This window comes from Caballeronia sp. SL2Y3 (assembly GCF_022879575.1).
Classification (GTDB): domain Bacteria; phylum Pseudomonadota; class Gammaproteobacteria; order Burkholderiales; family Burkholderiaceae; genus Caballeronia.
In genome coordinates, this window is the sequence record NZ_CP084260.1 from 718,001 (window position 1) to 731,941 (window position 13,941).

General features: G+C 65.2%; 12 protein-coding genes and 1 tRNA gene. 8 read left to right on the forward strand and 5 right to left on the reverse strand.

All coding sequences use genetic code 11. The features are described from left to right. The 5 genes from LDZ26_RS03405 to pepN all read right to left on the reverse strand — a co-directional run bounded on the left by LDZ26_RS03405 (nt 1) and on the right by pepN (nt 5,642). Nucleotides 1–612: a chorismate mutase gene (locus LDZ26_RS03405; protein WP_244848156.1), complete on the reverse strand. Its 612-nt coding sequence runs from the start codon at nt 610–612 to the stop codon at nt 1–3. Between the two features lie 220 nt (nt 613–832). Beyond that, on the reverse strand, nt 833–982 hold the full coding sequence (locus tag LDZ26_RS03410; protein ID WP_175939762.1) for a hypothetical protein: 150 nt from the start codon (nt 980–982) through the stop codon (nt 833–835). Between the two features lie 635 nt (nt 983–1,617). Continuing rightward, a tRNA-Thr gene (locus LDZ26_RS03415) sits at nt 1,618–1,693 on the reverse strand. Between the two features lie 53 nt (nt 1,694–1,746). Beyond that, a complete protein-coding gene (locus tag LDZ26_RS03420) occupies nt 1,747–2,766 on the reverse strand; it encodes a class 1 fructose-bisphosphatase (RefSeq protein WP_244848157.1) in 1,020 nt (339 codons plus the stop codon). A 149-nt stretch (nt 2,767–2,915) separates the two neighbouring features. Next, on the reverse strand, nt 2,916–5,642 hold the full coding sequence (gene pepN / locus LDZ26_RS03425; protein WP_244848158.1) for an aminopeptidase N: 2,727 nt from the start codon (nt 5,640–5,642) through the stop codon (nt 2,916–2,918). Between the two features lie 175 nt (nt 5,643–5,817). On the opposite strand from pepN, the gene LDZ26_RS03430 reads away from it, so the two are divergent. The 8 genes from LDZ26_RS03430 (at nt 5,818) to LDZ26_RS03465 (ending at nt 13,938) form a co-directional block, all read left to right on the forward strand. After that, nucleotides 5,818–6,537, forward strand: coding sequence for a DUF4136 domain-containing protein (locus LDZ26_RS03430; RefSeq protein ID WP_370650662.1), 720 nt, complete (start codon nt 5,818–5,820; stop codon nt 6,535–6,537). Nucleotides 6,538–6,632: 95 nt separating this feature from the next. Continuing rightward, nucleotides 6,633–7,373: a CDP-alcohol phosphatidyltransferase family protein gene (locus LDZ26_RS03435; protein WP_244848160.1), complete on the forward strand. Its 741-nt coding sequence runs from the start codon at nt 6,633–6,635 to the stop codon at nt 7,371–7,373. Further along, entirely contained in the window at nt 7,370–8,182 is an 813-nt protein-coding gene (locus tag LDZ26_RS03440) for a 2OG-Fe(II) oxygenase (protein ID WP_244848161.1), read from the forward strand. Before LDZ26_RS03435 ends, LDZ26_RS03440 begins: the two co-directional genes overlap by 4 nt. Further along, on the forward strand, nt 8,179–9,195 hold the full coding sequence (locus LDZ26_RS03445) for a flippase-like domain-containing protein (RefSeq protein ID WP_244848162.1): 1,017 nt from the start codon (nt 8,179–8,181) through the stop codon (nt 9,193–9,195). Before LDZ26_RS03440 ends, LDZ26_RS03445 begins: the two co-directional genes overlap by 4 nt. A gap of 25 nt (nt 9,196–9,220) precedes the next feature. After that, complete coding sequence (locus LDZ26_RS03450; protein WP_244848163.1) at nt 9,221–9,997, forward strand: NTP transferase domain-containing protein; 777 nt, start codon at nt 9,221–9,223, stop codon at nt 9,995–9,997. Then, entirely contained in the window at nt 9,994–11,691 is a 1,698-nt protein-coding gene (gene aepX / locus LDZ26_RS03455) for a phosphoenolpyruvate mutase (protein WP_244848164.1), read from the forward strand. Before LDZ26_RS03450 ends, aepX begins: the two co-directional genes overlap by 4 nt. Next, nucleotides 11,684–12,874 carry a phosphonopyruvate decarboxylase gene (gene aepY, locus LDZ26_RS03460; RefSeq protein WP_244848166.1) on the forward strand — a complete coding sequence of 397 codons (1,191 nt, stop codon included), beginning with the start codon at nt 11,684–11,686 and terminating at the stop codon, nt 12,872–12,874. The genes aepX and aepY overlap by 8 nt, the downstream gene beginning before the upstream one ends. Then, nucleotides 12,874–13,938, forward strand: coding sequence for a 2-aminoethylphosphonate aminotransferase (locus tag LDZ26_RS03465; RefSeq protein WP_244848168.1), 1,065 nt, complete (start codon nt 12,874–12,876; stop codon nt 13,936–13,938). Before aepY ends, LDZ26_RS03465 begins: the two co-directional genes overlap by 1 nt. Nucleotides 13,939–13,941 lie beyond the last annotated feature (3 nt).

Consider the following 13,941-nt stretch of genomic DNA (forward strand, 5'->3'; position numbering starts at 1 on the left):
TCAGCCGACCGCGCCGACGCCCCCGGCCGCGCACACGTGCGACAACGCACGTCCGAGCGGCGCGTTCATCGACGAGTCATAGCGCGTGACGTGCTTCCAGCGCGCGAGGCTGTCGGCGAGGCGCAGCGGACAGTCATCGGCGTGGCGCATCGGCTCGATACGGGCAAGGCCGGTCAACAGCGCGGTGGTCAGCCGGTCCAGCTTCGGACGCGTGTCGGTAGCGAGATCGGGCGGCGAACCTTCGGGCGCGGCCTTCAGCGCGCGCCAGTTCGCGAACAGCGCGTTCTGCACGTCCTTGCTAGCGTCGATCTGATCGCGGAAGAACTGTTGCGCGAACTCGGGATCGATGTCCGCGGCGCGCGCTTTTTCGTCCACGTGCCGGAGCAGCGCGGCTTCACGCGGCCCGTCGGTGATCGGCTCATGGCGCGCCCATTTGTAGCGGGCGACCGGTTCCGCGAGTGCCAAGCGTTGTGAAACGAGCGCGATGAGGTTGGTGAACGCCGTGTCGTCGCCATCTGCTTGTGCGGGCGCGGCGGCCGCGAGCAGCAGCGTGCAGGCGACGGTCAGGCGAGAAAGAAGAGAGAGGAGAACGGGGGCCGATCGGTGGCGCATCGTCTGGGCGGTTCGCGCAAAAGCGCCAGCATAGCGCAGGCGCGCAGTCGTGCGGGCTCTGAGATCAGACGAGCGAAGCCAGGCGTCAGCCCGACTCGTTTCAGAAGGAGAGGGCGTGACGCTTCCTGGCGAGCGCCATATGCGGACTACGAAGTCCGTGCGCGCCGCGCGCACCGGGCGTCGTGTTCACGACGGCGGCGTGATGGTTCAGCGCAGCCGCCTACTTGACCGAAGCCAGCTTGCGCTGTTCGTCGAAGAACGCGCGCACGTGCTCGGGCAGTTCGGTCGCGAGAAACTCGACGGCTACCGGCTCCGGGTCCGGACAATGCACCTTGTCGGGCGTCGGGATTTTCGTCGGTTTGGCGTCCATGGTTCTCTCCTCGGGTGACATCGACATTCGATTGCTGGCGATCGCGGCTGCTGCATGTCTCGTGCGCCGCCGCAATGGCCGATTAACTGATCCTCTAATTAAGCGTTATCGGTTCGGCGTGGCTTCGGCTTGAGCACGAAACCGCGGGGACCGATCAAGCATATGACCGTTCGTACGGCCGTCGGTAATTCTCGCTGGCGGATGAGTTCGCTTACTCAAGTTTTAGCAAAAACAACCGCAGTGGACCAGCCGTCGGGACAGCGCAGAGCCCCGTCGCGCGAGGCGCTGGGGCGTGTCCACGCTGGATCGTCGCCTTTCCTCTATGGATATAACGATACCGGGAAACGTTAGTTGACGCTGTGGTGCAAAGCGGAAAAAGGTTCGTCGTTGTACGAAAGCGCACATTCGGCGCAACTTCGACATTCCGAGTGTCCAAATGCGAAATGCTTTTGCGTATTTCCGTCGAGAACCGAATCGGGAAGCAGCCGAGAGGTGCGGGCGATTGCGCGCTGAGGGGAGGGCCGGTCTCGCGCGCGTTCGAGACCACCGATAGGAGACCACCGATACGAGACACCAATAACAAAAACCCGCGTCATTTGCATGAACGCGAGTTTTGGTTTGCTGCTTGAATCTTGTGGTGCCGGAAAGAGGAATCGAACCCCCGACCTTCGCATTACGAATGCGCTGCTCTACCGTCTGAGCTATTCCGGCATCAGAGAAACAAGATTATAGCGACCACATTCTCGATTTGGCAAGACCCTGAATCAATTTTTCTTTTCGAGATGGTAGCGGGTCACGCGGTCCACCTCGTTTTTTGAACCGAGGAACACCGGCACGCGCTGGTGCAGGCTCGTCGGAACGATGTCGAGAATGCGCCGCTCGCCGTCGGTCGCGGCACCGCCCGCCTGCTCGACGATGAACGCCATCGGATTCGCTTCGTACATGAGGCGCAGCTTGCCCGGGCGATCCGGCGTGCGCTTGTCGGCCGGATACATGAAGATGCCGCCGCGATTCAGGATGCGATGCACGTCCGCGACCATCGACGCAATCCAGCGCATGTTGAAGTCTTCCTTGCGCGGACCGTCCTTGCCCTCGTTCAGTTCGTTGACGTAGCGTTGCACCGGCTCGTACCAGTGGCGGCTGTTCGATGCGTTGATCGCGTACTCGCGCGTTTCGGTCGGCACCTGCATGTCGCGCTGCGTGAGCACCCACGATCCGAGTTCGCGGTCGAGCGTGAAGCAGTTGACGCCATTGCCCGTCGTCAGCACCAGCACCGTCTGCGGTCCGTACACTGCATAACCCGCGGCCACTTGCGCGCTTCCCGGCTGCATGAAGACCGCTTCCGTCGGGTCAGCGCCGTCCGGGCAGCGCAATACCGAGAAGATCGTGCCGATCGACACGTTGACGTCGATGTTCGACGAGCCGTCGAGCGGATCGAACGTCAGCAGATAGTTGCCCTTCGGGTAGCGGTTCGGAATCGGGAAAATTTTTTCCATTTCTTCCGATGCCATCGCGGCCAGGTTGCCGCCCCATTCGTTGGCTTCGAGCAGGATTTCGTTCGAGAGCACGTCGAGCTTCTTCTGCACTTCGCCCTGCACGTTTTCGCTGCCGGCCGAGCCGAGCGCGTCGCCGAGCGCGCCCTTGCTCACCTGATAGCCGATTTGCTTGCAGGCACGCGCGACGACTTCGATCAGAAGACGCAAGTCGGCGGGCAGGTTCTGGTGTTCGCGCTGCTGCTCGATCAGATACTTCGTGAGCGTGGTACGGCTTGAAATGGAGGACATGCTGGGCTCCGGTGAGCGTTAGACGAATATTCACGATTCTAACCGCTCGATCCTGCTCGCCCGTGTGACAGCACCGGCCGTCGCCGCCATAAACAAGAATGGCCGCCGCGCGAAACATCGCGCGACGGCCACTGAGCAGCTAACAACGCTTAGGCCGCGAGTGCCTTTTCGACCACTTCGCGCACGTCGCGCGACTTCGCCTTCGACGCGACTTCGCTCAACGCCGCGTGCATCTTCTCGCGCAGCGCCGGCGTGAAGCGCCGCCACATCTCGAGCCCGCGCGCGAGCCGCGCCGCAACCTGCGGATTCAGCGCGTCGAGCGCGATGACTTGCTCGGCCCAGAACGCGTAGCCGGAACCGTCGACCGCGTGGAACTGCGCGGGATTACCGCTACAGAAGCTGAAAATGAGCGAGCGCGCGCGGTTGGGATTTTTCAGCGTGAACGCGGGATGCTGCATCAGCTGCCGCACGATATCGATCACCTTGCGCTCGTCGCCGCCGCGCTGCGTCGCCTGAAGCGCGAACCACTTGTCGATCACCAGCGCCTCCTTCTCGAACCGGCGATAGAAGTCCGCCAGCGCCGCGTCGGCGACGGTGGCGTCCGCGCCAGCGGTCGCGCTCGCGAGCAGCAGCGCGGAAAGCGCGGCGGAGCGGTCCGTCATGTTGTTCGCGTCGTCGTACTGCTTCTGCGCGAGACGCACGGCGTCGCTCGGATCGTCGAGCTGGCTCAGATAGGCGAGCGCCAGATTCTTGAGCGCGCGCTTGCCGGCGTCTTCGGGCGTCGGCTGGTACTCGCCCGGCGTCTGGTTCGCCTCGTAGACGGCGAGCCACTTGTCGCGCAACTGCGACGCGAGCCGGCGGCTCATGAACACGCGCGCAGCGTGGACGGCGGCCGGGTCCGACACGCTCATCTGCTCGGCGAGATAGCTCTCGGACGGCAGCATCAGCGCGAGTTCGCGGAAAGCGGGCGTGAGCGTGGTGTCGTCGAGCACCTGCGCGAACGCCGCGATGACTTCATCGCCGATAGAAAGCGTCTCGCCGTTGGCCGCGCGCCCGGCGAGCGCAAGCAACTCGCGCGTGGCGAGGCGCTGGCCGGCTTCCCAGCGGTTGAACGGATCGCTGTCGTGCGCGAGCAGGAACGCGAGCTGTTCGTTCGTGTAGTCGAATTCGACGATCACAGGCGCCGAGAAATTGCGCAAGAGCGAGGGCAGGGGCGCCTCGGCGACATCGACGAAGGTGAACGCCTGCTCGCGCTCGGTGAATTCGAGCACGCGCGTCGTGCCGCTCGGCTCGTTTTCGCCTTCCAGACGCAGCGGCAGATCCGCGCCGTTCGCGCCGATCAGACCGACCGCGAACGGAATCAGCAGCGGCCCTTTTTGCGTCGCGCGGGCGGCTTCCGACGTCTCGCCGTAGCCTTGCGCGAGCGTCAGCGTGTATTTCTTGTTCGCGGCGTCGTAGGACGCGCGAACGGTGACGCGCGGCGTGCCCGCCTGGCTGTACCAGCGCTCGTATTGCGCGAGGTCGCGATGATTCGCGTCCGCCATCGCCTGACGGAAGTCGTCGCAGGTCACGGCCTGGCCGTCGTGGCGCTGGAAGTAGAGGTCCATGCCGCGCCGGAAGCCGTCGCGGCCGAACAGCGTCTGATACATCCGCACGACTTCCGAGCCTTTCTCGTAGACGGTCATCGTGTAGAAATTGTTGATCTCGACGTAGCTCTCCGGGCGCACCGGATGCGCCATTGGGCCGGCGTCCTCGGCGAACTGCATCTGCCGTAGCACGCGCACGTCTTCGATGCGCTTCGTCGCGCGGGCTGCGGCGCTCGCCGCGCCATCGGCGTCGCCGGCGGCCATGTCGGCGGAGAACTCCTGATCGCGAAACACCGTCAGCCCTTCCTTCAGGCTCAGCTGAAACCAGTCGCGGCACGTCACGCGGTTGCCGGTCCAGTTATGGAAGTACTCGTGGCCGACCACCGCTTCGATATTCGAGAAGTCCGTGTCCGTGGCCGTTTCCGGATTGGCGAGCACGTACTTCGTGTTGAAGATGTTGAGGCCCTTGTTCTCCATCGCGCCCATGTTGAAGTCGCTCACGGCGACGATCATGAAGCGGTCCAGATCCAGTTCCAGCCCGAAGCGCTTCTCGTCCCAGCGGATCGAGTGGATGAGCGAATCCATCGCGTGGCGCGTCTTGTCGAGATCGTGTTCCTCGACCCACACCTGCAACAGCTTCTCCTTGCCCGAGCCGGTCTTGATGCGTTCTTCCAGCGCGACGAGCTTGCCTGCGACGAGCGCGAACAGATAGCTCGGCTTCTTGAACGGGTCTTCCCACTTGGCGAAGTGGCGGCCATCGGGCAGATCGCCTTCCTCGATCAGATTGCCGTTGGACAAGAGCACCGGATACGCCGCCTTGTCGGCGCGCAGCGTGACGGTGTAGGTGGCCATCACGTCCGGACGGTCGAGGAAGTACGTGATGCGCCGGAAGCCTTCCGCCTCGCATTGCGTGAAGAAGTTGCCGCTCGACACATAAAGACCGGAGAGCGTCGTGTTCTGCTCCGGATTGCAGATGCTCTCGATGCTGAGTTCGAACGCGTCGCCGGGAAGATCGCCGATCGACAGGCCGTTGTCGTTGATCTGAACATCCGCGTGCGCCGCGCCGTTGATCGCCGCGCGCACGAACTCCATTTGCTCGCCGATCAGTTCGAGGCGCGGCGCGTGGCCGGGCGCGTCCGGGTTGCGGCGCAGGCGCATGGTGTTCTTCACGACCGTGCGCGACGGCACGAGGTCGAATTCCAGCGCGACCGAATCGATGAGGAAAGCGGGCGGCGTATAGTCCTCGCGGCGAATCACAGCGGACGCGGTCGGTGCGGGCGTGTTGGACATGGCAAGATCTTCTCGGTGAGAGTGGCGGCCCGCTCGGTCATGTGCATGAGTACGGCACGAATGCGGGCTCCGCAGGTCGAACCATTGTACAAAACGGTTGGCTATCGTGAGTCCGGTGAGTCGGACGCCGCAGTGCGACGTCGCCCGAAGCGCAGTCAACGAAGTGAGGATGACCATGAATCTCTCGATCCATTGCCTGATGCGCGCGTCCTGCCTGACGGGCGCGCTATGGCTCGCGGGCTGCACCACCTACGTCCAGACGCAGGTGACAGCGTTCTCGGACTGGACCGGCAGCGACGCCACGCGCACGTACGCGTTCGCTCGCGGTGACGAACAGCAGAACAGCATCGAGCAGAAGACTTACGAGACGCTCGTCGCGGGCGAACTGGCGAAATACGCGTTCAAGGAGGCGCCGCAAGCGAGCGCGCATTATCGGGTGGCGCTCGCGTATTCGGTGCGCGGCGACCTGGTGACGGTGCGCCGGCCCGTCTATTACGATCCGTGGCCGTGGTACGGCTACTACGGCCGTCCCTTCTGGGGGCCGTGGGGCGGCTTCGGTCCATACGGCCCGTGGGGTCCGACGGGCTATGTCGACCAGAGTTACCCCGTCTATATTCACGCGCTGCAAATCCGCATGACCGACCGGGCGACCGGACGCGAGGTCTACAAGGTGACGGCGGTGAATTCGTCCGACGACGCCTCGCTGTATCGCGCGATGCCCTATCTCGCCCGCAGCGCGCTCGCCGACTTCCCGCTCGGCAACGGCACGGTGCGCACGGTGACGCTGCCGGTGGACAAGAACGGCGGCATCGGCAACGAAACTGCGGCATCGCTCGATTCGACGGCGAGCGGCGCCGCGCCGGCACCCGCAACAGCGCCCAAAACTGCTGAGTGACGGTGGCTTGCGGCACGCCGAGACGCGCCAGGACAGGGCATTCGGCCGCGCCGCAATATATGCAGCGGCGGTCAATAAGCGATATATTCGCGGTCATGACAAAACCGTGTCCGCCCCATCCGAAAGCCGTTCCCGAGCCCGCCACATGGGACGCCCGGCTCGCCCGCCGCCTCGTCACGCCGCTCGTCGGCACGCCCGTCACGCCGAATCATCTGACGACCGTTCGCCTTGCCATCGGGCTCGGCGGCGCGTACTACCTTTCGCTCGGCGACTTCTGGCTGTGCTCGCTCGGCGCGCTTCTGATCGCGCTGTCAAATTTCGTCGATCACACCGACGGCGAGCTTGCGCGCATCAGCGGTCAGTCGAGTAAGATCGGACACTTTTACGACCTTGCGTGCGACGCGCTCGTGACCGTGCTGCTCTTCGCCGGCATCGGTTTCTACGTCGCGGTGCATCATCCTTCGTACGCGACGGCCGCGCAGTGGCTCGGCGGCGTGGCGGGCGTCGCGGTCGCGCTCATTTTCTTCCTGCGCATGCGCATCGAGTCGATGGTCGGCAAGTCCGGCACCAAGCAGGCTTCGGTCGCCGGCTTCGAAACCGAAGACGTGCTGTATCTGCTGCCGGTCGTGACGGTGCTGAACGGCATGACGCCGTTTCTGATCGCGGCGGCCATCGGCGCGCCGTTGTTCGCGGTATTCGTCGCGGTGGACTACCGGCGCGTGACGCGCCGCGTGCGCGCCGAGGCCACCGTACGCGCCAAGGCACAGACGGCACAGACGGCACAGTCGGCGCACGCGGCGCGCAAGGACGGCAACGATTTCCAGGCGGTGAGATGAGCGATACGGCAACTCCGGTCAACCAGCAACCTCGACAGTCACACGCGGACCCTGCGGGCCGCCCGTCGCCGCGCGATATCGACGCGACCCTCGACGCGCGCCTCGCCTCGCTGCCCACGCCCAAGCTGCACGCGGACTACGAGAAACAAGGCTCTTTCCTTTATCTCGACGACTTTCTTCCGCGCGACTACACCGAACGCCTGATCGCCGCCGTGCACGACGTGATGCCGGCCGTGAACCGCAACTATCTGCCGGGCCACAAGGCGGGCGGCAGCGTGAGCCGTCATACGCTCGACAAGCTCGCGCCGTTCATCGCGGACCTGTACCGCTCGGAAGCGCTCATCAAGTGGCTGGAGGCGGTGAGCGGCGACAAGCTGCAACTCTCGCCCGAAGACGATCCTCACGCCTACGCGCTCTATTTCTATACGCGCCCCGGCGATCACATCGGCTGGCACTACGACACGTCGTACTACAACGGCCGCCGCTACACCATGCTGCTCGGCGTGATCGACGACTCATCCTGCCGTCTCGACTACGAACTGCACACGCGCACGCCGAACGCGACGCCGGAACCCGGCTCGGTGCAGTATCCGCCCGGCGCGCTGGTGTTCTTCGACGGCGACAAGCTCCGGCATCGCGTCACGCCGCTCGGCGAAAACGAGATGCGCGTATCGCTCACGTTCGAGTACGTCACGAACCCGGAGATGCGGCCGTTCCAGCGTTTCATCTCGAACATGAAGGACTCGATCGCGTACTTCGGCTTCAAGCAGGTCTTTCGCCGCAAAGGCGGCAAAAACGGACAGGCATGAGTCGCGCGGGCACGTTTCTGCTCTCGATCGGCGTGGTGTTGTTCATCGCGCTGCTCGGCTGGCAAGGTTTCGGCTCGGTTGCGTCGACGCTCGCTGACGCGGGCTGGGGCCTCTTCGCGGTGGCCGCTTTTCACTTCGCGCCGCTCGTGCTCGACGCGGGCGCGATCAGCGTGCTCTTCTCCCGCAACGAACGCGACGTCACTTTGCGCGACGCGCTGCTCGCGCGCTGGGCAGGCGAATCGGTCAATAGCCTGATGCCCGCCGGGCAGATCGGCGGGCCCATGCTGATGGTGCGCCATCTCTCGCAGCGCGGCATGCGCGCACGCGACGCCGCCGCCGTTATCACCGTGAGCACGACGATGCAGACCGTCGCGCAACTGCTCTTCGCGCTCGTCGGCGTCGTGCTCTTGACGAGCTACGCGGCGGGCGGCTCGTCGACGGTCGTGTCGATTGCGGTCCTCGCGGTCGTCGGCGTGATCGGCGCGATGATCTTCGGTTTCTATCTTGCGCAGCGGCGCGGTCTCTTCGGCCGTGCGATGCGCTTTGCGTCCGGCATCGCCGCCCGCTTCTCGAAGAAACGCGACTGGTCGTCGCTCGTCACGCGCGCCGAGGCGGTCGATACCGCCGTTCACGCGCTGTATCGCGAGCGGAGCAAGGTGGTGGCGAGCTTCGGCCTGAGCCTTTTCGGCTGGATCGTCGGCACGGGCGAAGTCTGGATCGTGCTCGATCTGCTAGGGCATCCGGTCGGCTGGACGGAAGCGCTGCTGCTCGAAAGCCTCGGTCAGGCGATTCGCGGCGCGGCCTTCGCCATTCCCGGCTCGCTCGGCGTGCAGGAGGGCGGTTATCTGCTGCTCGCGCGCCTCGTCGGCCTGCCGCCCGAAACGGCGCTGGCGCTCTCGCTCGCGAAGCGCGCCCGCGAGCTCTTGCTCGGCGTGCCGGGCATCGTCTACCTGCATTTCGTTGAAAAAGGCTGGCAGCGCCGTCGTCTTGCGCGCGTGCCGGATATCGACTGATTCACCCTCGAAGGGAACAACAACCATGCGCGCAATTATTCTTGCGGCCGGGATGGGACTGCGTCTTGTCCAGCCCGAAGGCCAGCAAAAGCCGAAATGCCTGCTGCGCTTTGGGGACGCGTCGCTTCTCGAACGCCATCTTCATTATCTGAAAGGCGCGGGCGTCGATGAAATCGTCTTCGTCACCGGCTTCAAGCACGAACAGATCGAGGCCGAACTCGCGTCGATCGACTGGAAGCCGAAGACCGAAATCGTCGTGAACGAGGAATTCACGCTCGGCAGCGTGCTGTCCGTGCACACCGCGCGCGAGGCGATGACGCGCGGCGGCGACGTGCTGCTGATGGACGCCGACGTGCTCTACGACGAGCGCATCATCGAACCGCTGGTCGCGGGCGGAACCGTAAACCGCCTGCTGATCGACCGCGACTTCGAAGCCGGCGACGAGCCGGTGAAGCTGTGCATCGAAAACGGCGTGCCGGTGGAACTGCGCAAGCAGGTCGCGGCGGGCCTCGCGTACGACACCATCGGCGAATCGGTCGGTTTCTTCCGCTTCGACGAGAAAACGGCCGCGCGTCTTGCCGATATCGTCGCGAGCTATGTCGAAACGGGCCGCGCGAAGATGCCGCACGAAGAAGCGGTGCGCGACCTGCTGCTGGAAAAAGCCCACGTGTTCGATATCGCCGATGTCACCGGCGCGCCGTGGATCGAAATCGACTTTCAGAACGACGTGAAGCGCGCAGCGGACGAAGTGCTGCCGCAGTTGCAACCGCTACGTCAGTTTGCAGGAGCCTCCCAACAATGAACGCACCCCGAACCATTCCCGTCGGCTACTCGCGCACCATGCGCCTGCGCGAGATGCTGCAAAGCAGCCGCCTCGAATTCCTGATGGAAGCGCACAACGGCATCTCCGCGCGCATCGCGAAGGAAGCCGGTTTCAAGGCGATCTGGGGCTCGGGCCTCTCGATCTCCGCGCAGTTCGGCGTGCGCGACAACAACGAAGCGAGCTGGACGCAGGTTGTCGATAACCTGGAATTCATGGCCGACGCGAGCGATCTGCCGATCCTGCTCGACGGCGACACCGGCTACGGCAACTTCAACAACGTGCGCCGGCTCGTGAAGAAGCTGGAGCAGCGCGGCATCGCGGGCGTGTGCATCGAGGACAAGCAGTTCCCGAAGACCAACAGCTTCATCAACGGCGAAGCGCAGCCGCTCGCCGACATCGACGAATTCTGCGGCAAGATCAAGGCGGGCAAGGATTCGCAAAGCGATCCTAACTTTTCGATCGTGGCGCGCGTCGAGGCGCTGATCGCCGGTTGGGGCATGGAGGAAGCGCTCAAGCGCGCCGAGGCGTATCGCCAGGCGGGCGCGGACGCGATCCTGATCCACAGCAAGCTCTCGAAGCCCGACGAAATCCTGACCTTCGCGCGCGAATGGGCCGGGCGCGGTCCGCTCGTGATCGTGCCGACGAAGTACTACAGCACGCCGACCGACGCGTTCCGTCAGGCGGGCATCAGCTGCGTGATCTGGGCGAACCATCTGATTCGCGGCGCGGTGTCGGCGATGCAGGCCATCGCGAAGGAAATCCACGACAGCGAGACGCTCGTCAATGTGGAAGACCGCATCGCGACGGTCAACGAGATCTTCCGCCTGCAAGACGCCGACGAATACTCCGCCGCCGAGAACATCTATCTGACGGCGGCCAACGAGAAGCGCAGCGCGGTCGTGCTGGCGGCGAGCCGCGGCGCGGGGCTCGAAGCCGTGACGGCCGATCGTCCGAAAGTGATGCTGCCGGTCGCGGGCAAGCCGCTTCTGCGCCATCTCGTCGAGGCGTTCAAGAAGGAAGGCATCAACGACATCACCGTGGTCGGCGGCTACCGTGCCGATGCGATCGATACGTCGGGCGTGCGCCTCGTCGTCAACGACAAGCACGCGTCGACGGGCGAACTGGCATCGCTCGCGTGCGCCGCGAAGCACATCACCGGCGACACGGTGCTCTCCTACGGCGACCTGCTGTTTCGCAGCTATATCCTGCGCGATCTCGTCGAATCGCCGAGCGACTTCTGCGTCGTCGTCGATTCGTCGCAGACGCCGCAATCGGGCGCGTCCGCGACCGACTTCGCTTACTGCTCGCAACCGGATGACCGCGCGCTCTTCGGCCAGAAAGTGTGGCTGGAAAGCGTCGTCGGCGCGGGACACGCTCTGACCGAAGGACGCGCGCCGCAGGGCCGCTGGATGGGTCTCATCAATGTGCGCAGCGGCGCGCGCGAGCGCCTGCTCGCGGTGCTCGCGCAGCTTCAGGCGCGTCCCGACTTCGATACGCTCGACATGGCCGCGCTGCTGAATGCGCTCGTCGCGGCGGGCGAGAAGATCGAAGTGCAGTACGTGCACGGCCACTGGCGCGGCGTGAACGACCTCGACGACTTCCGCCGCGCGGGCGACTTCGCGCACGGACAAACGCCGATCGGCTCGGAAGGTCTGGAGAACGCGCGTGATTGAGGCCGCCCAGTTCGTCGAAGCGGCGCGCGCGCGCGGCTTCGACTGGTATGCGGGCGTGCCGTGCTCGTTTCTCACGCCGTTCATCAACTACGTGCTGCAGGACGAATCGCTGCATTACGTGTCGGCGGCGAACGAAGGCGATGCGGTCGCGCTGATCGCAGGCGTGGCGCTTGGCGCGGGAAGCGGCACGGGGAACGGCGCGGGGAACGGTGAGCGCAAACGTCGCGGCATCGCGATGATGCAGAACTCCGGGCTCGGCAACGCGGTGAGCCCGCTGACCTCGCTTACGTGGACGTTCCGGCTGCCGCAGCTTCTGATCGTGACGTGGCGCGGCCAGCCGGGCGTCGCCGATGAACCGCAGCACGCGCTGATGGGCCCGATCACGCCGCAAATGCTCGACACGATGGAGATTCCGTGGGAGCTTTTCCCGACGGAAGCGGACGCCATCGGTCCGGCGCTCGACCGCGCGACCGAATACATGGACCGCACGGGCCGTCCGTATGCGCTCGTGATGCAGAAGGGCAGCGTCGCGCCGTATGAACTGAAGAAGACCGGGCTGTCCGGCGTGCGCTCCGGTCAAGCCGCCGCGCCGGTCGACCGATTCGAAGGCGAGCGCGTGACGCGTCATGCCGCGCTTGAGCGCGTGATCGCACGCACGCCTAAGGATTCGACTGTCGTGCTGGCTTCGACCGGCTTCTGCGGCCGCGAGCTGTACGCCATCGACGACCGCGAGAACCAGCTGTATCTCGTCGGCTCGATGGGCTGCGTGACGCCGATGGCGCTCGGCCTGGCGTTGTCGCGTCCGGACCTGGCCGTCGTCGCGCTCGACGGCGACGGCGCGGCGCTCATGCGCATGGGCGCGTTTTCGACGCTCGGCGCGTACGGCCCGTCCAACCTCATCCACTTGTTGCTCGACAACGGCGCGCACGAATCGACGGGCGGACAGGCGACCGTCTCGCGCGGCGTCGATTTCGCGTCGATCGCGTCGGCGTGCGGCTACGCGCTCGCGCTCGACGGCGACGACATCGGCGTGATCGACCGCCTCTTCGACGCGCAAGCGCCCGAAGGCGCGCGCTTCGCGCGGCTGTCGATCAGCACCGGCACGCCCGCCGATCTGCCGCGCCCGAAGATCACGCCGCAAGACGTGCGCGCGCGCTTGCAACGACACATCGGAGAACGCTGATGCTGCTGCTCAATCCCGGCCCCGTCACGCTGACCGAACGCGTGCGCAACAGCCTGCTGCGGACGGACCTGTGCCATCGCGAGCCGGAGTTCTTCGACTTGCAGGACGAAGCGAGAGCGCGGCTCGTCGCGGCGTACGAGCTCGATCCCGCGAAGTGGACGGCGGTGCTGATGACCGGCTCCGGCACGGCTGCCGTCGAAAGCATGATCGCGGGCCTCGTGCCGGAAGGCGGGCGGCTGCTCGTCGTGGAAAACGGCGTGTACGGCGACCGCATCGCGCAGATCGCGGCGCAGTACGGCATCGAGCATGAAGTGCTGAAGTACGAATGGATGCAGGCGCCGGACACCGACGCGATCGTCCGGATGATCGACGAGAAGGCGTTCTCGCACGTCGCAATCATTCATCATGAAACGACGACCGGCCGCCTGAATCCGCTGGATGCGCTCTCGCGGGCGTGCGCCGAGCGCGGCGTCGGCCTCTTGGTCGATGGCGTGAGCAGCTTCGGCGCGGAAGCGATCGACTTCGACGGCGGCGGCATCGTCGCGGTGGCGGCGACGGCGAACAAGTGCCTGCACGGCGTGCCGGGCGCGGCGTTCGTGATCGCGCGGCGCGACGCGCTGGCGAAGGCCGCGAGCCGCACGTACTACCTCGGCATCGCGCGGCTCGCGAAGTTGCAGGACGCGCGCAACACGCCGTTCACGCCGTCCGTGCATGCGTACTACGCGCTCGTCGAGGCGTTGCGCGAGTTCGAGGACGAAGGCGGCTGGCGCAAGCGCCACGAGCGTTATGCCGCGCTCGCCGAGCAAGTGCGCGCGGGCTTTGCGGCGCTGGGTATCGAGAGCGGGTTGCCGGCGGACGAGTCATCAGTCGTGCTGCGCGCGTACCGGTTGCCGGCGGGCATCAGCTACGAAACGCTGCACGATGCCCTGAAGGCCAAGGGCTTCGTGATCTACGCGGGGCAGGGCGGCTTGTCGAAGACCTTGTTCCGCATCTCGACGATGGGCGCGCTCGATGCCAGCGACATGGATCGGCTGATCGGATCCGTCGCGGAACTGCTGCATTAACAG

Excerpts from the sequence above, each read along its gene's own strand:
- LDZ26_RS03435 (WP_244848160.1), top strand. The coding sequence starts at position 6,633 with ATGACAAAACCGTGTCCGCCCCATCCGAAAGCCGTTCCCGAGCCCGCC.
- LDZ26_RS03420 (WP_244848157.1), bottom strand. The coding sequence starts at position 2,766 with ATGTCCTCCATTTCAAGCCGTACCACGCTCACGAAGTATCTGATCGAG.
- LDZ26_RS03465 (WP_244848168.1), top strand. The coding sequence starts at position 12,874 with ATGCTGCTGCTCAATCCCGGCCCCGTCACGCTGACCGAACGCGTGCGC.
- LDZ26_RS03430 (WP_370650662.1), top strand. The coding sequence starts at position 5,818 with ATGAATCTCTCGATCCATTGCCTGATGCGCGCGTCCTGCCTGACGGGC.
- LDZ26_RS03440 (WP_244848161.1), top strand. The coding sequence starts at position 7,370 with ATGAGCGATACGGCAACTCCGGTCAACCAGCAACCTCGACAGTCACAC.
- aepX (WP_244848164.1), top strand. The coding sequence starts at position 9,994 with ATGAACGCACCCCGAACCATTCCCGTCGGCTACTCGCGCACCATGCGC.
- LDZ26_RS03410 (WP_175939762.1), bottom strand. The coding sequence starts at position 982 with ATGGACGCCAAACCGACGAAAATCCCGACGCCCGACAAGGTGCATTGT.
- pepN (WP_244848158.1), bottom strand. The coding sequence starts at position 5,642 with ATGTCCAACACGCCCGCACCGACCGCGTCCGCTGTGATTCGCCGCGAG.
- LDZ26_RS03450 (WP_244848163.1), top strand. The coding sequence starts at position 9,221 with ATGCGCGCAATTATTCTTGCGGCCGGGATGGGACTGCGTCTTGTCCAG.
- LDZ26_RS03445 (WP_244848162.1), top strand. The coding sequence starts at position 8,179 with ATGAGTCGCGCGGGCACGTTTCTGCTCTCGATCGGCGTGGTGTTGTTC.
- LDZ26_RS03405 (WP_244848156.1), bottom strand. The coding sequence starts at position 612 with ATGCGCCACCGATCGGCCCCCGTTCTCCTCTCTCTTCTTTCTCGCCTG.